Raw genomic sequence first — 20517 nt, 5'->3', positions numbered from 1 at the left:
TTCTCACGCAGCGCACGGGTGTGCTTGCATTCGGTATTTGCATCCGTGCTTGCATCTGTACTTGCAGCGGTAAGTGCACATGCTTCAAGATGTCTACGCAAGCCTGTTCGCTCAACAACCAGACTTTCCTGGGGAGTTCGGCATGACGGCATTAGCGCAACTGGCGGCGGGAGCGGTCCAGGACTGGACCGCTGCAGCGGAGTTCGCCGCCTGCACGCTGGAGGCCGAGCCCCGGTCCATCGGTGCGGCCCGCGAGTTCACCCGCTCCACGCTGGACTGCTGGGACCGAGCGGATCTGGCGGACGGGATCGAAGTCGCCGTCTCCGAGATGGTGACGAACGCGCTCCGGCACGGGCTGAGCCTCGCCCCTGTCGAGCCCCCGCCCCACCCCGTCGTCCTGAGCCTGCTGCGCCAGGGTGACGACGTTGTCATCGCCGTCTTCGACCCCGGCGGCGGTGTGCCGCAGGTGCGCGAGAGCGGTCCATTCGCCGAGTCGGGGCGCGGCCTGCACGTGGTCAGCTGCCTGAGCGACGCCTGGGGCTGGTCCGCTCCCGGCCCGTACGGCAAGGCGGTCTGGGCACGCTTCTCGCCCGTGGGTCCCGGTGCCGAGGTGGCTGCGGCATCGGGACCCGTACGGACCCGCGGCGAGCGGGCGGGCGCGCACGAAGATCCACTGGACCGGCTGCTGGTGCTGGTGGAGATCCTCACCGGATCCACCCCGGCCCGGCTCTCACAAGCGGAGGCAGCATGACCTGCGATCCGTCCTGGTAGGCAGGACGTCCTAGGCCCACGGGCCTGCTTCATATTGCGTACGCACTCCTGAAACAAAACCCGGCCGGTTGTGGTTGTCGATCGTGGCGTAAGGCGACGATCGGAGGCTGACGGGTGAGTGCGACACACGACGGGTGGGGGCGGCGGCTGCTGCGGCAGTGCCTGCGCTACCGGCGCAACGTCCTCCTTTCCCTCGGGGCCTCCCTCGCCGGCATGGGGATCATGGCGCTGGTCCCGCTCATCCCGAAGCTGATCATCGACGACGTGATCGTCGACGGCAGCCGCCCGCTGGCCCCCTGGGCCACGCTGATGATCATCGCGGGCATCGCGGTCTACGCCCTCACCTATGTCCGCCGCTATTACGGCGGCCGGCTCGCCCTCGACGTCCAGCACGACCTCCGTACGGAGATGTACGACGCCATCACCCGCCTCGACGGCCGCCGCCAGGACGAGCTGTCGACCGGACAGGTCGTGGGGCGCGGCACCACCGACCTGCAGCTGATCCAGGGCCTGCTCTTCATGATCCCGATGATGATCGGGAACGTGCTGCTCTTCGCGGTCTCGCTCGTCGTGATGTTCGTGCTCTCCCCGCTGCTCACAGTCGTGGCGCTAGCCGTCGCCCCGCTGCTGTGGTGGATAGCCTCGCGCAGCCGCGTCCGCCTCTTCCCCGCCACCTGGTACGCCCAGCAGCAGGCCGCCGCCGTCGCCTCGGTCGTGGACGGGGCCGTGGGCGGCGTGCGCGTGGTGAAGGGCTTCGGGCAGGAGGAGCAGGAGACCGGAAAGCTCCGCAAGATCAGCCGGGAGCTCTTCGCGGCCCGGCTGCGCACGGTCAAGCTGAACGCCCGCTACACCCCCGCCCTCCAGGCCGTCCCCTCGCTCGGCCAGGTCGGGATGCTGGCGCTCGGCGGCTGGATGGCCACCCGCGGGCAGGTCACGCTGGGCACCTTCGTCGCCTTCTCCACCTATCTGGCGCAGCTCGTCGGGCCCGTACGGATGCTCGCCATGATGCTGACCGTCGGCCAGCAGGCGCGGGCCGGCGTCGAGCGGGTCTACGAGCTGATCGACACCGAGCCCGAGGTCGAGCAGCGTCCCGACGCTCAGGCGCTGCCCGCGGATGCGGAGCCGGTGGTCGAGTTCGAGGACGTGACCTTCGGGTACGACGCCGAGCACCCGGTGCTGCGGGACTTCTCGCTGACGATCGAGCCCGGCGAGACGGTGGCGGTGGTCGGGGCTTCGGGCAGCGGGAAGTCGACGCTGTCGCTGCTGATCCCGCGGTATTACGACGTGAGCGCGGGTGCGGTGCGGGTCGGCGGCCATGATGTGCGGTCGCTGACGCTGGAGTCGCTGCGTGGTGCGATCGGGCTGGTGCCCGAGAATTCGTTTTTGTTCTCGGAGTCGATCCGCGACAACATCGCGTACGGGCGGCCGGACGCCTCGGACGAGGAGATCCGGGCGGCGGCGCGGGCCGCGCAGGCCGATGGCTTCATCGGGGAGATGGCCGAGGGCTACGAGACCGTGGTCGGTGAGCAGGGGCTGACGCTGTCGGGTGGGCAGCGGCAGCGGATCGCGCTGGCGCGGGCGATATTGACGGATCCGCGGGTGCTGCTGCTGGACGATGCGACGTCGGCGGTGGATGCACGGGTCGAGCATGAGATCCATGAGGCGCTGCGGGGGGTGATGGCGGGGCGTACGACGCTGCTGATCGCGCATCGGCAGTCGACGCTGGCGTTGGCGGACCGGATTGCGGTGGTCGAAGCGGGGCGGTTGGTCGATGTCGGCACGCATGAGGAGCTCGAGGGTCGGTGCGAGCTGTACCGACGGCTGCTGACGCACCCGGACGAGCTGGCAAACGTGGAGGCCGACCCGGCCGGCCTTTCAGCCCGGCCGGCGCTTGAGGTCACCGCGCGCAGCGCGGTTCGGGGGTCCGGGGCGAATTCCCTCCCGGAGCCCACGCCCGAGCTCTGGATCCGCCCGGACCGCACGAAGACGAAGCCCGGCGCCGAAGGCGCCCCCGCGGCGGAAGGCTTTGCCGGGATGCTCGCCTCCGCCCCCGCCAGCGAGGACCTCCTCGCCAAGGTCGCGGCCCTGCCACCAGCCACCGAAAAGCCCGGCATCGACGAGGACCAGGCCGCCCGCCCCGAGAAGTCCTACGGCCTCCGCCGCCTCCTGAACGGCTTCGGCGCGCCCCTGGCCATCGCCCTCCTCTTCGTCGCCCTCGACGCCGTCGCCGGCCTGGCCCTCCCCATCCTCATCCGCCACGGCATCGACGAAGGCGTGCAGCAACTCGCCCTCGGCGCGGTCTGGGCGGCAGCCGGCCTCGCCCTCGTCATCGTCACCGCCCAGTGGGGCGCCCAGGTCGCCGCCGCCCGCCTCACCGGCCGCACCGGCGAGCGCGTCCTCTACGCCCTCCGCGTCAAGATCTTCGCGCAGCTCCAGCGCCTCGGCCTGGACTATTACGAGCACAACCTCACCGGCAAGATCATGACCCGGATGACGACGGACGTGGACGCGCTCTCGTCCTTCCTCCAGACCGGCCTGGTCACCGCCGTCGTCTCCCTCCTCACCTTCTTCGGCATCCTGGTCGCGCTCCTCGTCATCGACGTCCAGCTCGCCCTGGTCGTCTTCGCGACCCTCCCGCCGCTGATCATCGGCACGTACTTCTTCCGCAAGCAGAGCGTGAAGGCCTACGAGCTCGCCCGCGAGCGCGTCAGCGTCGTCAACGGCGACCTGCAGGAGTCGGTCGCCGGGCTGCGCATCGTGCAGGCGTTCCGGCGGGAGACCGGCGGCGCGGAGCGGTTCGCGGAGCGCAGCGACGGCTACCGCCAGGCGCGTACCCGCGGGCAGTGGCTGATCTCCATCTACTTCCCGTTCGTGCAGCTGCTCGCCACCATCGCCGCCACCGGCGTGCTGATCGTCGGCGCGGGCCGGGTCGGCGACGGCACCCTGACCGCGGGCGCCCTGGTCGCGTATCTCCTCTACATCGACCTCTTCTTCGCCCCGGTCCAGCAGCTCTCCCAGGTCTTCGACGGCTACCAGCAGGCGGCGGTGTCGTTGAAGCGGATCCAGGAGCTGCTGCGGGAGGAGACCTCGACGCCGGCCCCCGCCGACCCCAAGCCGGTCGGCGACCGCCTCCGCGGCGAGGTGACCTTCGACGGCGTGGACTTCGCGTACGGCGACGGCACCGACGCGCTCGTCGGCGTCGACCTGCACATCCCGGCCGGCCAGACGGTCGCCTTCGTCGGTGAGACCGGCGCGGGCAAGTCCACGCTGGTCAAGCTCGCCGCCCGGTTCTACGACCCGACCGCGGGCGCGGTCCGCGCCGACGGCACGGATCTGCGCGAGCTGGATCTGACGGGCTACCGGCACCGGCTCGGCGTCGTACCGCAGGAGTCGTACCTCTTCGCGGGGACGGTGCGGGATGCCATCGCGTACGGCCGGCCGGACGCGACCGACGCCGAAGTCGAGGCCGCCGCGCGGGCGGTGGGCGCGCACGACATGGTCGCCTCACTGTCGGACGGCTACCTCCACGAGGTCGCCGAGCGCGGCCGCAACCTCTCCGCGGGCCAGCGCCAGCTCATCGCGCTCGCCCGCGCCGAGCTGACGGACCCCGACATCCTCCTCCTGGACGAGGCCACAGCAGCCCTCGACCTGGCCACGGAGGCCCTGGTCAACCAGGCCACCGACCGCCTGGCCGGCCGCCGCACCACCCTCGTGGTCGCCCACCGCCTCACCACGGCCGCCCGCGCCGACCGCGTCGTGGTCCTCGACCACGGCCGCGTGGCGGAGGACGGCAGCCACGACGAACTCCTCGCCCACAACGGCCGCTACGCCGAGCTGTGGCGCACCTTCATGGGCGAGACGGAGCCGGCGGCGGCGTAAGCGCACCACTCATGCATGCACTATGGCAGCAGTGCTGCCATAGTGCATGCATGAGTGCTGTGACGATTCGCGACGTACCGGATGAGAGCCTGCGCGCCCTCAAAATCCGAGCCGCGAAGGAAGGCAAGTCCCTGCAGGGGCTGCTGCACGACCTGATAGTGCGCGAAGCGGCTATCCCTGCCATGGACGAGATCATCGCCCGCATCCGCGAACACGCCTCCGCCGATCTCACCGGCGTCGACACCGCCGCTCTCGCCGATGAGGCTTACCGTTGATCGTCGTCGACTCCTGCGCCGTGGTCGATCTCCCATCGACACCGGACGGCGTGGCCAGTCCGCGGCCCGCCTGCTGGCCGACGAAAGCGTACTGGCCGCGCCGCACCTGATCGATGCCGAGGTCTCCTCGGTGCTGCTGCGCCTGCTCCCGGCAGTCACCGTCACTCAGGCCATCGCCGACTCTCGCAGCCTGCCCATCCGGCTGTACGAGCACCGCCTACGACGCCTTCTACGTCGCCCTGGCCGAAGGCCTGGACGTCCCCCTGCTCACCTCGGACAGCAAGCTTGCCAAGGCCCCCGGCCCACGGTGCCGGGTCATCAACCTGCGCGACATCTGAGCGGCCAAGGCGAGCTCACTGGCGCTCCATGTGCATGTCGCCGGAGGCCACGTTGGCGTCGTGGTTCAGGCCGCCCTGGGAGATGTAGAACGCGGATGCCTGGAAGGTCTGGCACTGGCCGCCGGCGTTGTCTGCCACCACCGGGGCGGAGGAGAGGTTGATGCGGGAGCCGGCGTCCGTGACGGATGTCAGGCGGGCTGCGTAGGTGCAGGTGCCGAAGCCCATGTTGTAGTAGAGGCGCACCACTTGGTCGCCGACCGAGCCGCGGGAGATCGTCGCCTTTTGCGGGGTCGGGCTGTAGCCGCCGCCGGGAATCTGCCATTTGCCGACGAAGTACGAGGGCACGGCGCTGCTGCTCCCGCCACCGCCGCCGGAGCTGCCCCCGGATCCTGAGCCGCCGCTGGAACCGGAGCCGCCGGTCGAGGTGCCGCCCGAGCCGCCCCCGTCCGTACCGCCGTCGCCGTCGCCGTCGCCGTCGCCGTCGCCGGAGCCCGCACCCGCGCCCGCCGCGTCGTCGTCCGGGTCCGCCGTGCCGGCCTTGTCTCCCTTGCCGTCGGCGCCGGGTGCCGCGTCGGCGTCCTTCCCCTTCTTCTCGTCCTTGCCGTCCCCGTCTCCCTTCGAGGGCGAACCGCCCTCCGCGGCGGGCTGCCCCGCCGAGGGGTCGCCGCCGCCCTGCTCCTGCGCTTGGCTGCCGCCACCGCCGCCGCCGAACGGCTGGAGCAGCGCGACCGTGCCGCCGCCGGCGGCGAGGACGAGCACGACGGGTATGGCGATGAGCCGGTTCCGGCGGCGCGGCCGCCGCTCGCGCTCGGTCTCGGCTTCCTGTGCCTGCCCGACGGCGGGCGTCTCCTCGGGCGTGGCCTCGCCGCCCTCCGCGGACCCGGCCGCGTCCGCGTCTGTGTCAGCGTCCGCGCCCGCGGACACCCGTACCGGCTGCGAATCCGCCTCCAGCAGCCGCGCCGACTGCTGCGCCAGCCGCGCCATCACCTCGGCCGGCAGCCAAGAGCCGGACGCGGCGACCGGCTTCGTACGATCCGGGTCGGCCAACAGCTCGTCGACGCCGGGCCGTTCCGCCGCGTCCTTGGTCAGGCAGCGGCTTATCAGCGTACGCAGCCCGGCGTCCTCGACCGCCGACAGATCCGGCTCGTCCTGGACGATCTGGAACATCACCGCATGCTGGTTCTCCGCCCCCTGCCCGAACGGCAGCGCCCCCGTCGCCGCGTAGGTGAGGATGTGCCCGAGCGTGAAGACGTCGCTCTTCGGCCCCGCCCCCTGGCCGCGGATCTGCTCGGGTGACATGAAGCCGGGCGAGCCGAGCACGACCCCGGTCGACGTCAGCAGGGACTCCACCGACGACGTGTCGAGCGCCCGCGCGATGCCGAAGTCGATGACCTTGGTGCCGGACGCCGTCAGCATCACATTCGACGGCTTCAGGTCGCGGTGCACGATCCCCGCCGCGTGGATGTCGCGCAGGGCGCGCAGCAGATGGTCGGCGAGGGCGTGCACGGAGGCGTCGGGCAGCGGGCCGTGCCGCCGCACCACCTGCTCCAGCGTCAGCCCCGGTACGTAACCCGTGGCCACCCACGGCGGCTCGGCATCCGGATCGGCGTCGAGTACGGGCGCGGTGTAGCGCTCGCCGACCCGCCGCGCCGAGTCGATCTCGCGCCGGAAACGGGACCGGAAGCGGTCGTCCTCGACATGCGCCTCGTGCACCACCTTCACCGCGACGGTGCGGCCGCCGCCGGAGCGGGCGAGGAAGACCCGGCCCATGCCGCCCGCGCCCAGCCGCCCGAGCAGCCGGTACGGGCCGATGTGCTCCGGGTCGTCGGTCGCCAGCGGCTCGACGGAGCCGTCGCCGCCGTCCTTGCTCACCATCGTCGTACGGCCCCCGTTCCTGCATAACAATGTGATTCCCCGGGAGAGCTTAGACAACGAGCGACACCACTGCACCCTGGCGGGGAACATGAGCAACGGCTAAGTTCCCCAAGGTCATTGCGAACCTAGGGGAGGGTGTATGCGCAAGACGCTCAGATGGCTGCTGGCGCTCATGGTGCTCATCGGCACCGTCGGCGCGGCGGCCCCGGCGACGGCCGCCACCGCGGCGCCCGCCGACATCAAGGACCGGCTCCTGGCGATCCCGGGGATGAAGCTCATCGAGGAGAAGCCGGCCGAGGGCTACCGCTACTTCGTCCTCGGCTACGAGCAGCCGGTCGACCACCGCCATCCGCAGCGGGGCACCTTCACCCAGCGGATCTCCGTCCTGCACAAGGACACCGACCGCCCGACGGTCTTCTCCACCAGCGGCTACGGCCTCTCCACCACCCCGGGCCGCAGCGAGCCGACCCGGATCATCGACGGGAACCAGGTCTCCCTCGAATACCGCTTCTTCACCCCGTCCCGCCCGCAGCCCGCCGACTGGTCCAAGCTCGACATCTGGCAGGCGGCCGGCGACCAGCACCGCGTCTTCAAGGCGCTGAAGCCGATTTACGGCAAGAAGTGGCTGTCCACCGGCGCCAGCAAGGGCGGCATGACGGCGACGTACTACGAGCGCTTCTACCCGCGCGACATGGACGGCGTCGTCGCGTACGTGGCGCCCAACGACGTGGTCAACAAGGAGGATTCGGCGTACGACCGCTTCCTCGCGACGGTCGGCACCGCCGAGTGCCGGGACAGGCTCAACGCCGTGCAGAAGGAGGCGCTGACCCGCCGCGAGCCGCTGTCGAAGATGTACGCCGCCGAACACTCCGGCTTCACCACGGTCGGCACCCTCGACAAGGCCTTCGAGGCGGTCGTCCTCGACTTCACCTGGGCGTTCTGGCAGTACAGCCCGGAGGCCGACTGCGCGAAGATCCCGGCCGCGGCCGGCGCCTCCGATAAGGAGCTCTACGACGTCATCGACGGAATCGTCGGCTGGGCCGCCTACACGGACGCGGGCCTGGAGCCGTACACCCCGTACTACTACCAGGCGGGCACCGAGCTCGGCGCCCCGACGATCAAGCAGCCGCACCTCAACGGCCTGTCCCGCTACGGCTACCAGCCGCCGCGGAACTTCGTGCCCCGCGACATCCCGATGAAGTTCCGGCCGCAGGCGATGCACGACGTCGACTCCTGGGTGCGGCACAACGCCCAGCGGATGCTCTTCGTCTACGGCGCCAACGACCCCTGGGGCGCCGAGCCCTTCCGCGTCGGCAAGCACGCCCGCGACTCGTACGTCTACTACGCGCCGGGCGCCAACCACAGCGCGCAGGTGGGTGCGCTGCCCGCCGAGCAGAAGGCGAAGGCGACCGCGGCGATTCTGCGGTGGGCCGGGGTCGAGGCCAAGACGACCGAGGCGGCGCCGCTTTCGGCGTACGACTCGAAGCTCGACAAGCGCGACAAGGCCGAGCTGCGGCGGGAGTCGCTGCGGCCGTAATTACGACCGGGTGTCCACCGACACCCACCCGCCCTTAGGAGCGGCGGCGAACAGCACGCCCCCGGCCACCAGCGGCACGGCCGGGGGCGTCTCGCGCTCCGGGCCGCCGCCGGTCTCGCTCTTCCAGGCCACCTTGCCCGCCGCCGGGTCGACGGCATACAGGCCGCGGTGGGTGCCGAAGTACACCCGGCCGCCCGCCGCCACGATCGCCATCCGGTCGGCAAGCGCCTTGTCCGGCAGCTTGACCCGGTCCACCACGTGCTTGTCGGCGCCGTCCACCGCCAGCAGCTCGCTCCCGGCCACCACATACGCCCGGCCGCCCCGGACCGCCAGGCCCGAGCGGGCATCGGCCTTGAGCGGGGTGACGGTGTGCTTGCGGGTGGCGAACGCGTAGTGCAGCAGCGACGGTTCGCCGTCCTCGTACGAGAGGCAGTCGAGGACCGGGCTGCCGTTCAGCAGCGACACCGCCGCCGTGTCGGGCGCGCAGCCGCCGGCCGGCAGCTTGTGCTCGGCGCTGATCTTCCCACGCCGGTCCACCACCCGCACCGCGCCCTCGGAGTCCTCGCCGCTGGTGGAGCCGATGAGGTATCCCGTCGTGCCGAGGGCGCGCACGCGCGGTCCGGTGGCGAAGCTGGTGTTGCCGCCGTTGAGTTGCTGGGCCCAGAGCTTGTGGCCCGACTTGGCGTCGATGGCGTAGACGCTGCCGGTCTGGGTGGAGGCGTAGGCGATGCCGGCCGAGACCGTGAAGGACTTCGCGGCCGACGGCAGCGAGAAGGACCAGCGCTCGCGGCCGCCCGCGGTGGTCAGGCCGCGCAGGCCCTCGCCGTCGCTGACCACCAGCGTCTTCCCGGAGACGGCGGGCGGTTGTACGGGCCCGGTCAGCGGCCGCGTCCAGAGTTCGGCGCCGGTGCCCGCGGCCAGCCGCAGCACGGCGGCGTCGGTGGCGCAGTAGAGGGAGCCGCCCGCGTACGCGCAGCCGTTGAGGTCGCGGCCGCCCTCCCAGGGCTCCCAGCCGGCGGGCTTGCGGGTGCGGGAGTCGGCGTAGCCGGCCGAGCCGCCGGGGCTGCCGCCGCTGACCGGCTGGTAGCCGTCGCCGAGCTTGCGGGCGCCGTCCGCGGGGGCCGTGCCGGTCGCGCCCTTGCCCTTGCCGCCCGAGTCGTCGTTGTTCAGCAGCGCGAAGGCGCCCGCGGCGGCGAGTACGGCCGTGGCGGTGACCGCGCCCGCGGCCGCGAGCATCCGGCGCGAGCGGCCGGATCTCGCTCGGCCGCGGGCGCCCCGCGCTGGTGGCGGTGGAGTGCGCGGGCCGCCGGTCCGCACCACCTGCTCGGGGGGCGGGGCCGGGGCGGGCTCATCCGGGACGTCCACGCCCAGGTGGGCGAGGAGCTGCTCGGGGGAGGGGCGCAGCGCAGGATCCTTCTGCAGGCAGTGGTGCAGGACCGTCTGCAGCCAGTCGGGCACCCCGGCCAGATCCGGGTGCTCGTGCACCAGGCGGTACGCGACCGCGTACACGTCCGCCGCCTCGAACGGCGCCCGGCCGGTGGCGGCGAAGGCCAGCACGGATCCGTACGAGAAGATGTCGCTCTCCGGCCCGGTGTAGCGCTGGGCGCGGACCTGCTCGGGGGACATGTACGGCGGGGTGCCGACGGCGACGCCGGTGCGGGTGAGGACGGCGGAGTTGGCGCCGGGCCGTACGACGCCGAAGTCGATGACGCGCGGGCCGTCGTCGGCGAGCAGCACATTCGCGGGCGTGAGGTCGCGGTGCACGATGCCGGCGCGGTGCAGGTCGAGCAGCGCCTCGGCGAGACCGGCGGCGAGGCGGAGCAAGTCCTGGCCCGCTAAGGGGCCTTCGCGCCGGACCCGTACATCAAGGGAGGGGCCGGGGATGTACAGCGTGGCCATCCACGGCGGCTCGGCGTCCGGATCGGCGTCCACCACCGGCGCGGTGAAGGCGCCGCCCACCCGCCTGGCCGCGGTGATCTCGCGGCGGAACCGCTCGCGGAAGTCCGGCTGATGGGCGATGTCCTCGCGGATCACCTTCACCGCGACCCGCCGCCCGGACGATGAACGTCCCAGGTAGACCCGCCCCATCCCGCCGGATCCGAGCAGGCTCTCCAGTCTGTAGCCGGGTATGACCGGCCACTCCCCTGTGCCCCGCGCCATACCAGACCCCCGCCAGTGCGTTCGACAGCGCGACGCATGATAGCGGATGGGTTTGCGGAGCCGCCGCCGGCGCTGTGAGGGGGTCGCGCCGGCGGCGGCGGGCTGCCCAGTCGCGGGCGGTGGAGAGGGAAAGTCGGCAGCGCAGCCAGCAGCGACGCCGACCCCGCCCGCGGTTCTCCCACCGGCAGCCGCCGATGGGACGTGGCCGGGCGGGAGTTGGTTCCCTCCAGGTCAGGCCCGCTCTCCCCAGGCCGACTTGAGCAGCCGTACCGCCTCGGTGATCGCCGGGCGGCGGGCGGCGCCGGGGCGCCACAGCGCGTAGACGTGCCGGGTGGGCGGCGGATCGAGCGGTACGGCCGTGACGCCGTCGGGGAGCGGGCCGCGGCCCAGGCGCGGGACGAGGGCGATGCCGAGGCCCGCGGCGACCAGGGCGAGCTGGGTCTCGTATTCCGCGACTTGATACGCCAGATCCGGCGGGCCCGAGGCGCGCAGCGTCCGCACCAGCCAGTCGTAGCAGACGGAGCCGGGCGGCTGGCAGATCCAGCGCTGGCCGACGAGGTCGGCGCGGGTGAGGGCGGCGCGGGCGTCGTACGGATGGCCGGAGGGGACGCAGATGTCGCAGTAGTCCTCGCCGATGGCCGTATGCGCGAGGCCCTCGGGGGAGGTCATCGGCGCGATGTCCCAGTCGTGCGTCACCGCCAGGTCGACGACGCCCTGCGCCACCAGGCCCGGCGAGAGGTGCGGATCGGCCTCCATGATCCGGGTGTCGAGCCCCGGGTGCTCGGCGGCGAGCGCGGCCAGGACGGAGGGGAGCAGCCCGCGGGCGCCGGTGGCGAAGGACGCGACGGTCAGCCGCCCGGCCGGGTGGCCGCGGCGCTCCTCCAGGTCGGTCTCCGCCCGCTCCACCATGGCGAGCAGCTCCTCGGCGGTGGCGGCGAGCTGCTGCGCGGCATCGGTGAGCGCGATGCCGCGGCCCTGCCGCTCCAGCAGCGGCGTGCGGGTCTCCCGCTCCAGCTTCGCGATCTGCTGCGATACGGCGGACGGGGTGTACCCGAGCGCGGTCGCGGCGGCGCCGACCGAGCCGTGCACGGCGACGGCGTGCAGGGCGCGCAGCCGGGAGAGATCGAGCACGACAGAGCCCCCTCACATCCGCGGATTAAGCATCGCTGCATTCAACCATGAAGAGATGTGTGCTGGTGCTTCACGGTTACGGGAGCTGATGCTGGTGCCCATGCGACCAGCTCACCTCGGCCTAGCCGTCCTCGTCTCCGCCCTGTGGGGCGTCAATTTCGTCGTGATCGACGTCGGCCTCGACCACTTCCCGCCGCTGCTCTTCTCCGCGCTGCGGTTCCTCGTCGCAGCGGTGCCCGCGGTGTTCTTCGTGGGGCGCCCGAAGGTGGCCTGGAAGTGGATCATCGGGGTCGGGCTGGTCCTCGGGGTGGGGAAGTTCGGGCTGCTGTTCATCGGCATGGACCAGGGGATGCCGGCCGGGCTCTCCTCGCTGGTGCTGCAGATCCAGGCGGTGTTCACGGCCGTCATCGCGGCGGTGGTGCTGCGGGAGCGGCCCGGTCCCGTACGGGTGGCCGGGATGGCGGTGGCGGTGGGCGGTGTCACGGTGGCGGCGGTCGACGAGGGGGCGTCGGGGCCGCTGTTCGCCTTCGGGCTGCTGATGCTGGCCGCGGTGCTGTGGGGCGTCTCCAACGTCCTCACCCGCAAGGCGGCCCCCGCCGACGCGCTCAACTGGATGGTGTGGGTCAGCGTCGTACCCCCGCTGCCGCTGCTCGCCCTCTCGCTGCTCTTCGAGGGCCCGGAGCGGGACTTGGCGGCGCTGCGGGCCCTCGACTGGACGGGGGCGGGCACGATCGTCTACGTGGCCTGGGTGGTGACCGTCTTCGGCTTCGGGGCGTGGGGCTTCCTGCTGCGTACGTACCCCGCCTCGACGGTGGCGCCGTTCTCGCTGCTGGTGCCGGTCTTCGGGATGTCGTCCTCGGCCGTGCTGCTGGGGGAGGGCATGACGGGGCTGCGGTGGTGTGCGGCGCTGCTGCTGGTCGGCGGGGTGGCGCTGGCGACGCTGCCGGGGGCGGGGCGGCTGCGGCTCAGGATGCGTACGACAGCAGCTGCAGCAGATGCTCCCGGCCCGGCACCAGCAGCTTCGACAGCTCCTCCGCCTGCGGATACCAGCGCTTCTCGTACTCCCAGCACAGCCACCCGTCCCAGCCTGCCTCGGTGAGCAGGACGAGCGTCTCGGCGAGCGGCAGCGCACCGGCGCCGAGGGTGAGCGGGGTGGTCTCGTCGGGCGAGGAGATGTCCTTGACCTGCACATAGCCGAGATACGGGGTCAGCGCGGCGAGCGTGTCCGCGGGCTCCTCGCCGCCGACCCAGGGGTGCATGAGATCCCAGATGGCGCCGGTGGAGCGGGGCTGGCCGACCTGCTCCAGGATGCGGGCGACGTCCTTGCCGGTGCGGTGCGAGTCGTGGGTCTCCAGCAGGACGCGGACGCCGAGGTCGGCGGCGTACGGGGCGATGGCGGCGAGGCGGCGTACGGCGGTGGGGTCGGACTCGACCTGCGGCACGTCGCGCGCGCCCGGGAAGACGCGCACGTGTGCGGCGCCGAGGTCGCGGGCGAGCGCGAGGTGTTCGCGCAGCTCGGCGAGCACGGGCTCGTCGTCGCCGGGGGCGGCGACCTTCACGTACGAGGCGAGGGTGAGGATCTCGATGCCGCCCTTGGCGAACTCCTCGACCACATCGGTCCGCTCCAGCCGGCCGAGCCCCGGATGCACCGGCTCCTCCGGGTGACAGCGCAGCTCCACACCCTGATAGCCGGAGGTGCGGGCGAGGGCGACCAGGTCGGGGACGGGGAGTCCGGGCAGGCCGAGAGTGGAGAAGGCGAGGCGCATGCGCCCACCCGACCAGACGGCGGGGCGCGGAGCAAGACCCCGTTGGGCTTGGAGCCGGTCTTAGAGATCGAGTCGCCAGTCCTGGCCCACCAGGTCGGCGCCGAAGCTGTGGTGCGGCTTTTCGGCGACGAGTTCGAAGCCTGCGCGCTGGTAGATGCTGCGGGCGGAGGCCAGGACGCTGTTCGTCCACAGGACGATCCGGCGATAGCCCGTCTCGTGGGCGAACTCGATGCAGGCGTCGACCAGTTTGCTGCCCACCTTGTGGCCGCGGGCGTCGGGCTCGACGAGCAGCAGCCGCAGCCGGGCGGCATCCGGGTCGTCCTGGTCCTGCACGCACATCACCGCGCCGACGGGGCGGCCGCCGAGCTCGGCGATCCACACCCGCTCGCGGGCGGGGTCGTGGTCGCGGGCGTAGTCGGCGACGATGCGGGCGACGAGGGCTTCGTAGTCGCCGTTCCAGCCGAACTCCTGGGTGTACAGCGCGGCATTGCGGTGGATCATCCAGCCGAGGTCGCCGGCGGCCGGGTGGCGCAGGAGGAGCTGGGGCTCGTCGCCATTGGCTCCGGCGCCGCTGAGGAGCTGCTCGATGGTCGACATCGCGTGCGCGAGGCGCGGCCGGTCCGCGGCCGGTACGTGGCTGAGCAGGATGCCGACGCTCTCCTGCGACCGCTCCTCCAGCAGCCGGGAGGCCTCGCGGCCGTGCCCGGTGAGGGTGACGCGGCGGCGTCGGGCGTCGGCGGCGGAGGTGTCCCGGGTGGCGAGCCCCTCCTTCTCGAACTTGGCGAGCAGCCTGCTCAGATACCCGGCGTCGAGATTCAGCGCGGCCCGCAGCTCGGCGGCGTCGGTGGCGCCTTCGCGGTGCGCGAGCTCGTAGAGGAGGCGGGCTTCGGTGAGCGTGTACGGCGTGTAGAGGTGGCGGCTGAAGTCCAGGGCGCCGATGAGGTTGGTGTAGAAGCGGTTGAACGAGCGGATGTCCTGGATGGTCATGCGGGCGCCTCCGGCGGGGGCGGGCGTAAATACTTGACTGAGTCAGATAATACTCCGGCTCCGGGGAAACCGGGATGCCGCGGCCGTGATCGTTCGGGTAGCGTGCGCGGCATGGTGAACCCCAAGGCAGACGAGGTGGGGGCTTTCGGCCACGCCGTCAGCCCCCTGAACCACTGATTCAGTAGCGCCCTGTCGCCAGGCTGACCGCGGCGGTCGAGATGACGTTCCCGTCCATCTCCCACCCCGGAGCCACGCAATGCCATTCCCCCTCTATCTGCTTGCCATGGCCGTCTTCGCCATGGGCACCTCGGAATTCATGCTCGCCGGCCTGCTGCCGGACATCGCCGACGACCTTGACGTCACCGTCGGGGCCGCGGGCGTGCTCACCTCGGCCTTCGCCGTCGGCATGGTCGTCGGCGCCCCGCTGGTCGCCGCGCTGGCCCGCCGGTGGCCCCGGCGCGCGAGCCTGCTCGGCTTCGTGGCCGCCTTCGCGGCGGCGCACGCGCTCGGCGCCGTGACTACGAGCTTCCCGGTGCTGCTCGGCACCCGTATCGTCGCCGCGCTCGCCAACGCCGGATTCCTCGCTGTCGCCCTGACCGCCGCCGCCGCGCTGGTCCCGCCGGACAAGAAGGGGCGGGCGCTGGCCGTGCTGCTGTCCGGCACGACGGTGGCCACCGTCGTCGGCGTCCCCGGCGGCGCGCTGCTCGGCACGACGCTGGGCTGGCGGGCCGCCTTCTGGGCCGTTGCCGCACTCTGCCTGCCCGCCGCGCTCGGCGTCCTGAAGGGGATTCCCGCGGGGCGCGCCGAGCGGCAAGAGGCGGCCGGTGGGCCGGACTTGCGTACGGAGCCCGGCGGCCCCGGCTTGCGTACGGAGCTCGCCCAGCTCACGGGTCGGCGGCTGATCCTGGTGATGCTGCTCGGCGCGCTGGTGAACGCCGCCACCTTCGGCAGCTTCACCTTCCTCGCCCCGGTGGTGACCGACACGGCCGGTCTGGGCGACCTGTGGATCCCGGTGGCGCTGGTGATCTTCGGCGCCGGTTCCCTCGCCGGGGTCACCGCCGCGGGCCGGCTGTCCGACCGGCGCCCCGGCGCGGTCATCGCCGTCGGCGGCCCGCTGCTGCTCATCGGATGGCCGCTGCTGGCGCTGCTCGCCGAGCGGCCGGTCGCGCTGTTCCCGCTGGTGTTCGTCCAGGGGGCGCTGTCGTTCGCCCTGGGCAGCACGCTGATCGCCCGGGTTCTTTACGAGGCCGGGGGCGCGCCCACCATGGCCGGCTCGTATGCGACCGCGGCGTTCAATATCGGCGCCGTCATCGGCCCCCTCGTCGCCGCCGCCACCCTCGGCACCGCGGCCGGTGACCTGGGGCCGCTCTGGGCGAGCGCCCTGCTCGTCGCGGTCGCCCTGCTCATCGCGCTCCGCTTCCGCGGCACGCTGACGGGTGACGAGCCGGCCGCGGCCGAGGTGCGGGTGTGATCGGCGGCCGCGGCAGCCTGACTCAGCGCCCGTCCCGCGGCTTGCCCGTAGAGCCGCGGAGGACCACCTCGGCCGGGATCATCGCCGCGCCCCCGGCCGGGGCCTCCTCATGGCCGAGGGCGAGCCGGCCCGCCCTGGCCGCGGCCTCCTGCAGCGGCAGCCGCACCGTGGTCAGGGCCGGGTTCAGGTCCGCGCTGTACGGCAGGTCGTCATAGCCCGCCACCGACACGTCCGCGGGGATCCGCAGCCCGCGCTCGCGCAGCGCCGCGCACACGCCCAGCGCGACCGCGTCGTTCGCGCCGATCACCGCCGTGAGGTCGGGGGCGCGGCGGAGCAGCTCCAGCGTGGCGGCGTGGCCCGACTGCCGGTCGTACGGGCCGTGCACGACCAGGTCGTCGTCGGCGGTCAGGCCGCGCGCCTTGAGCGCGCTGAGGTGGCCCTCCAGGCGGTGCCGGGTGGTGGTGCGGTCGGCGGGGCCCGCCACGTATCCGATACGGCGGTGGCCCAGGTCCAGCAGGTGCTCGGTGAGCCGCTGGGCGCCGCCGCGGTTGTCGAACTCCAGCGCCACGGCGGCGCCTTCCGGCGCGGCGGAGGCGGGGCGGCCGCACAGGACGATGCGGGTGCCGTTCGCCGCGAGGCGGGCGAGGCGGGCCGCGGCGGCCTCGGCGTGCTCCGGGGCCTCGACCGCGCTGCCGGTGATCACCACCGCGTCGGCGCGCTGACGCAACAGCAGCGTGAGGTAGGTGAGTTCGCGCTCCGGGGAGCCGCCCGTATTGCAGACGACGGCGAGCTTGCCACTGCCCAGCTCCGACTGGACCGCGCTCGCCATGATGCCGAAGAACGGGTCGGCCACATCGTTGACCAGCACGCCGATCAGGTCGGACGAGGCGGCTGCCAGGGAGCTCGCCGGGCCGTTGACGACATAGTCGAGCTCTTCGACCGCGCGCATCACGCGGGCGCGGGTGGACTCGGAGACCGGGTAGTTCCCGCTGAGCACGCGGGAGACGGTGGCGGCGGACACGCTCGCGCGTGCCGCTACGTCTGCGAGGGTCACGGCCATGCCCGAAGTCTTGCACGAGTGCCGCACCTTGTGCGGAGGCCTGTGGAGAGGCTAGTTTTCCGAAGGGAAGAAAGCGCTTACCATCGGAGGGCAAATGGCTCGCAAAACCCTGCGGATAGCCATGAACGGCGTAACCGGCCGCATGGGATACCGCCAGCACCTGATCCGCTCGCTCCTCGCCATCCGCGAGGAAGGCGGCCTCGACCTCGGCGGCGGGGACGTGCTGTGGCCGGAGCCGGTCCTGGTGGGGCGCAGGGAGCATGCGCTCAGGGAGATCGCCGACCGGCACGGTCTGACGGAGATCGCCACCGACCTCGACGCCGTCCTGGCCGACGACAGCATCGACATCTACTTCGACGCCCAGGTCACCGCCGCCCGCGAGGAGGCGCTGAAGAAGGCCATCGCCGCCGGCAAGGACATCTACACCGAGAAGCCCACCGCCACCGGCCTCAGCGCCGCCGTCGAGCTGGCCCAGGCCGCCCGCGCGGCGGGCATCAAGCACGGCGTCGTACAGGACAAGATCTTCCTGCCGGGCCTGCTGAAGCTGAAGCGGCTCATCGACGGCGGCTTCTTCGGGCAGATCCTGTCCGTGCGCGGCGAGTTCGGCTACTGGGTCTTCGAGGGCGACTGGCAGGAGGCGCAGCGCCCCTCGTGGAACTACCGCGAGCAGGACGGCGGCGGCATCACCGTCGACATGTTCCCGCACTGGGAGTACGTGCTGCACGAGCTCTTCGGCCCGGTCAAGACCGTGCAGGCGCACATCACCACCCACATCCCGCGGCGCTGGGACGAGAAGGGCAAGGCGTACGAGGCGACGGCCGACGACGCGGCGTACGGGATCTTCGAGCTCGACGGCGGCGTCATCGCGCAGATCAACTCCTCCTGGGCGACCCGGGTCAACCGGGACGAGCTGGTTGAATTCCACGTCGACGGCACCGAGGGCTCCGCGGTCGCCGGGCTGCGCAACTGCCGCATCCAGCACCGCGCCACCACCCCGAAGCCGGTCTGGAATCCCGACCTGCCCGCCACCGAGTCCTTCCGCGACCAGTGGCAGGAGGTCCCCGACAACGCCGACTTCACCAACGGCTTCCGCGCCCAGTGGGAGCTGTTCCTGCGCCACGTGGCCCTCGACGAGCCGTACCACTGGGACCTCGCCGCGGGCGCCCGCGGCGTGCAGCTCGCCGAGCTGGGGCTGAAGGCCGCGGCCGAGGGGCGGCGGGTCGAGGTGCCGGAGCTGGCACTGTGATCCGGCTGCCACAGGCCGGCGGGGAGCTGCGCCCGTACGAGCCGCGCACCGCGCCCGCGCCGCTGGACACCGCGGGCGGCCCGCCGTCCTCGCGGATCGTCTTCTCCGCCGCGCATGTCGTCGCCGACCCGTTCGCGGACGTGGGCCCGGACGGGCCCGCCGCCGTCGACTGGGACGCCACCCTCGCCTTCCGCCGCCACCTGTGGTCGCACGGCCTCGCCGTCGCCGAGGCGATGGACACCGCCCAGCGCGGCATGGGCCTCGACTGGGGCGGCGCCGCCGAGCTCATCCGCCGCTCGGCCGCGGAGGCGCGGGCCGTCGGCGGCCGGATCGCGTGCGGCGCCGGTACGGACCAGCTCACCGGGCCCGCGGACCTCAAGGAGGTGCGGGCCGCGTACGAGGAACAGCTCGCGCTCGTGGAGGGGACGGGCGCGCAGGTCATCCTCATGGCCTCGCGGGCGCTCGCCGCGGCCGCCCGCGGGCCCGAGGACTACCTGGACATCTACGGCACCCTGCTCCGGCAGGCCCGCGAGCCGGTGATCCTGCACTGGCTCGGCGACATGTTCGACCCGGCGCTGCGCGGCTACTGGGGCAGCACCGACCTCGACGCCGCCACCGACACCTTCCTGCAGGTCATCGCCGACCACCCGGACAAGGTCGACGGCGTGAAGGTGTCGCTGCTCGACGCGGGGCGCGAGGTGGCGCTGCGGCGGCGCCTCCCGAACGGGGTCCGCTGCTACACGGGCGACGACTTCAACTACCCCGAGCTGATCGCCGGCGACGACCGCGGCTTCAGCCACGCGCTGCTCGGCATCTTCGACCCGCTCGGCCCGCTGGCGGCGCAGGCGGTACGGATCCTGGACACGGGCGACACGGCGGGCTTCCGCTCGCTGCTCGACCCGACCGTGGAGCTCTCCCGGCACCTCTTCCAGACCCCCACCCGCTACTACAAGACCGGCGTGGTGCTGCTCGCCTGGCTGGCCGGGCACCAGGAGCACTTCACCATGGTCGGCGGCCTGCAGTCGGCCCGCTCGCTGCCGCACCTGGCGCGGGCGTACGAACTGGCCGACGGCCTCGGCCTCTTCCCCGACCCGGCGCTTGCCGAGCGGCGGATGCGGTCGCTGCTGGCGGTGCACGGAGTGGAGGACGCGTGAGTGGGCTGAGCCTGAACCAGGAAACCATCAAGCAGTGGTCGCTGCCCGAGCTGGCGAAGGGCTGCGTCGATGCCGGAGTGCGCGGCGTCGGGCTGTGGCGGGCGCCGGTGCAGGAGTACGGGCCCGAGGCCGCGGGGCAGCTGCTGCGCGACGCGGGCCTGACGGTCACCAGCCTCTGCCGGGGCGGGTTCTTCACGGCGTCCGACGCGGGGGAGCGGGCGGCGGCGCTGGAGGACAACCGGCGGGCGCTCGACGAGGCGGCGGCGGTCGGCACGGACACGCTGGTGCTGGTGTCGGGCGGGCTCCCGGAAGGGAGCCGGGACCTGCACGGCGCCCGCGAGCGGATCGCCGACGCGCTGGCGGAGCTGGCGCCGTACGCCGTCGAGCGTGGCGTGCGGCTGGCGATCGAGCCGCTGCATCCGATGTACGCGTCCGACCGCTGCGTGGTCTCCACGCTGGCCCAGGCGCTGGACCTCGCCGAGCGCTTCCCCGCGGCGGCGGTGGGCGTCGTAGTGGACACGTACCACCTGTGGTGGGACGACACGATCGCCGCGCAGATCGCGCGGGCGGGCGAGGGCGGGCGGATCGCGGCCTTCCAGCTCGCGGACTGGGTGACGCCGCTGCCGGAGGGGGTGCTGCTGGGGCGCGGGCAGATCGGCGACGGCAGTGTCGACTTCCGGTGGTTCCGCGAGCGGGTGGAGGCCGCGGGGTACGCAGGGTGGACGGAGGTGGAGATCTTCAACCCGAAGCTGTGGGAGCGGGATGGGGGCGAGGTCTTGCGGGAGATCGTGGAGCGATACGGCACGCACTTCTAGCCGCACTCACCTAGAGTCGGCATCCGCCACCTATAGCCCCGTACCAGCCACC

General features: G+C 72.5%; 14 protein-coding genes and 1 pseudogene. 9 read left to right on the top strand and 6 right to left on the bottom strand.

From position 1 onward, the window contains the following. Window positions 1–142 precede the first annotated feature (142 nt). The 3 genes from ACNNMR_RS15675 (at window position 143) to ACNNMR_RS15665 (ending at window position 4925) form a co-directional block, all read left to right on the top strand. Window positions 143–751: an ATP-binding protein gene (locus ACNNMR_RS15675; RefSeq protein WP_419995225.1), complete on the top strand. Its 609-nt coding sequence runs from the start codon at window positions 143–145 to the stop codon at window positions 749–751. Between the two features lie 134 nt (window positions 752–885). Next, complete coding sequence (locus ACNNMR_RS15670) at window positions 886–4650, top strand: ABC transporter ATP-binding protein (protein WP_419995224.1); 3765 nt, start codon at window positions 886–888, stop codon at window positions 4648–4650. Window positions 4651–4700: 50 nt separating this feature from the next. Then, entirely contained in the window at window positions 4701–4925 is a 225-nt protein-coding gene (locus ACNNMR_RS15665) for a FitA-like ribbon-helix-helix domain-containing protein (protein ID WP_419995223.1), read from the top strand. Between the two features lie 353 nt (window positions 4926–5278). On the opposite strand, the gene ACNNMR_RS15660 is transcribed toward ACNNMR_RS15665, so the two are convergent. Further along, complete coding sequence (locus ACNNMR_RS15660) at window positions 5279–7138, bottom strand: serine/threonine-protein kinase (RefSeq protein ID WP_419995222.1); 1860 nt, start codon at window positions 7136–7138, stop codon at window positions 5279–5281. A gap of 139 nt (window positions 7139–7277) precedes the next feature. Here ACNNMR_RS15660 and ACNNMR_RS15655 point away from each other — a divergent pair, with 139 nt between their 5' ends. Next, window positions 7278–8675, top strand: coding sequence for an aminopeptidase (locus tag ACNNMR_RS15655; RefSeq protein ID WP_419995221.1), 1398 nt, complete (start codon window positions 7278–7280; stop codon window positions 8673–8675). Here ACNNMR_RS15655 and ACNNMR_RS15650 read toward each other — a convergent pair whose 3' ends face one another. Both ACNNMR_RS15650 and ACNNMR_RS15645 read right to left on the bottom strand, forming a co-directional pair. Then, the gene (locus ACNNMR_RS15650; RefSeq protein ID WP_419995220.1) at window positions 8676–10835 is read right to left on the bottom strand and encodes a serine/threonine-protein kinase; all 2160 of its coding nucleotides are present in this window, start codon (window positions 10833–10835) and stop codon (window positions 8676–8678) included. It lies immediately after the preceding gene. A gap of 231 nt (window positions 10836–11066) precedes the next feature. Continuing rightward, window positions 11067–11966 (bottom strand): LysR family transcriptional regulator, encoded by a 900-nt coding sequence (locus ACNNMR_RS15645; protein ID WP_419995219.1) that lies wholly within the window; start codon window positions 11964–11966, stop codon window positions 11067–11069. A 100-nt stretch (window positions 11967–12066) separates the two neighbouring features. Here ACNNMR_RS15645 and ACNNMR_RS15640 point away from each other — a divergent pair, with 100 nt between their 5' ends. Further along, a complete protein-coding gene (locus tag ACNNMR_RS15640; RefSeq protein ID WP_419995218.1) occupies window positions 12067–13065 on the top strand; it encodes an EamA family transporter in 999 nt (332 codons plus the stop codon). Here the strand turns inward: ACNNMR_RS15640 and ACNNMR_RS15635 are convergent. Then, window positions 13058–13732 (bottom strand): annotated as a pseudogene (locus ACNNMR_RS15635) (sugar phosphate isomerase/epimerase family protein); the annotation flags it as partial. The gene ACNNMR_RS15640 and the pseudogene ACNNMR_RS15635 overlap by 8 nt on opposite strands. A gap of 60 nt (window positions 13733–13792) precedes the next feature. Next, window positions 13793–14719, bottom strand: coding sequence for a bifunctional helix-turn-helix transcriptional regulator/GNAT family N-acetyltransferase (locus ACNNMR_RS15630; protein WP_419995217.1), 927 nt, complete (start codon window positions 14717–14719; stop codon window positions 13793–13795). Window positions 14720–14975: 256 nt separating this feature from the next. On the opposite strand from ACNNMR_RS15630, the gene ACNNMR_RS15625 reads away from it, so the two are divergent. Continuing rightward, complete coding sequence (locus ACNNMR_RS15625) at window positions 14976–16190, top strand: Cmx/CmrA family chloramphenicol efflux MFS transporter (RefSeq protein ID WP_419995216.1); 1215 nt, start codon at window positions 14976–14978, stop codon at window positions 16188–16190. A gap of 22 nt (window positions 16191–16212) precedes the next feature. Here ACNNMR_RS15625 and ACNNMR_RS15620 read toward each other — a convergent pair whose 3' ends face one another. After that, window positions 16213–17250: a LacI family DNA-binding transcriptional regulator gene (locus tag ACNNMR_RS15620; RefSeq protein WP_419995215.1), complete on the bottom strand. Its 1038-nt coding sequence runs from the start codon at window positions 17248–17250 to the stop codon at window positions 16213–16215. A 94-nt stretch (window positions 17251–17344) separates the two neighbouring features. Here ACNNMR_RS15620 and ACNNMR_RS15615 point away from each other — a divergent pair, with 94 nt between their 5' ends. Genes ACNNMR_RS15615 through ACNNMR_RS15605 form a run of 3 tightly spaced genes read left to right on the top strand, consistent with a single transcriptional unit; the run spans window position 17345 to window position 20465 of the window. Next, window positions 17345–18496 (top strand): Gfo/Idh/MocA family protein, encoded by a 1152-nt coding sequence (locus tag ACNNMR_RS15615; RefSeq protein ID WP_419995214.1) that lies wholly within the window; start codon window positions 17345–17347, stop codon window positions 18494–18496. Continuing rightward, window positions 18493–19650, top strand: coding sequence for a dihydrodipicolinate synthase family protein (locus tag ACNNMR_RS15610; protein WP_419995213.1), 1158 nt, complete (start codon window positions 18493–18495; stop codon window positions 19648–19650). Before ACNNMR_RS15615 ends, ACNNMR_RS15610 begins: the two co-directional genes overlap by 4 nt. Continuing rightward, window positions 19647–20465, top strand: a complete 819-nt coding sequence (locus ACNNMR_RS15605; RefSeq protein WP_419995212.1) for a sugar phosphate isomerase/epimerase family protein — start codon at window positions 19647–19649, stop codon at window positions 20463–20465. The genes ACNNMR_RS15610 and ACNNMR_RS15605 overlap by 4 nt, the downstream gene beginning before the upstream one ends. The last annotated feature ends 52 nt before the right edge of the window (window positions 20466–20517 follow it).

This window comes from Streptomyces boninensis (genome assembly GCF_048572725.1).
Lineage (GTDB): Bacteria > Actinomycetota > Actinomycetes > Streptomycetales > Streptomycetaceae > Streptomyces > Streptomyces boninensis.
This window is presented reverse-complemented; position numbering and strand designations above follow the sequence as displayed.

Bases quoted from the DNA above. Each gene is read 5' to 3' on its own strand.
- ACNNMR_RS15675 (WP_419995225.1), top strand. From the start codon at position 143: ATGACGGCATTAGCGCAACTGGCGGCGGGAGCGGTCCAGGACTGGACC.
- ACNNMR_RS15665 (WP_419995223.1), top strand. From the start codon at position 4,701: ATGAGTGCTGTGACGATTCGCGACGTACCGGATGAGAGCCTGCGCGCC.
- ACNNMR_RS15660 (WP_419995222.1), bottom strand. From the start codon at position 7,138: ATGGTGAGCAAGGACGGCGGCGACGGCTCCGTCGAGCCGCTGGCGACC.
- ACNNMR_RS15655 (WP_419995221.1), top strand. From the start codon at position 7,278: ATGCGCAAGACGCTCAGATGGCTGCTGGCGCTCATGGTGCTCATCGGC.
- ACNNMR_RS15650 (WP_419995220.1), bottom strand. From the start codon at position 10,835: ATGGCGCGGGGCACAGGGGAGTGGCCGGTCATACCCGGCTACAGACTG.
- ACNNMR_RS15640 (WP_419995218.1), top strand. From the start codon at position 12,067: ATGCGACCAGCTCACCTCGGCCTAGCCGTCCTCGTCTCCGCCCTGTGG.
- ACNNMR_RS15630 (WP_419995217.1), bottom strand. From the start codon at position 14,719: ATGACCATCCAGGACATCCGCTCGTTCAACCGCTTCTACACCAACCTC.
- ACNNMR_RS15625 (WP_419995216.1), top strand. From the start codon at position 14,976: ATGCCATTCCCCCTCTATCTGCTTGCCATGGCCGTCTTCGCCATGGGC.
- ACNNMR_RS15620 (WP_419995215.1), bottom strand. From the start codon at position 17,250: ATGGCCGTGACCCTCGCAGACGTAGCGGCACGCGCGAGCGTGTCCGCC.
- ACNNMR_RS15615 (WP_419995214.1), top strand. From the start codon at position 17,345: ATGGCTCGCAAAACCCTGCGGATAGCCATGAACGGCGTAACCGGCCGC.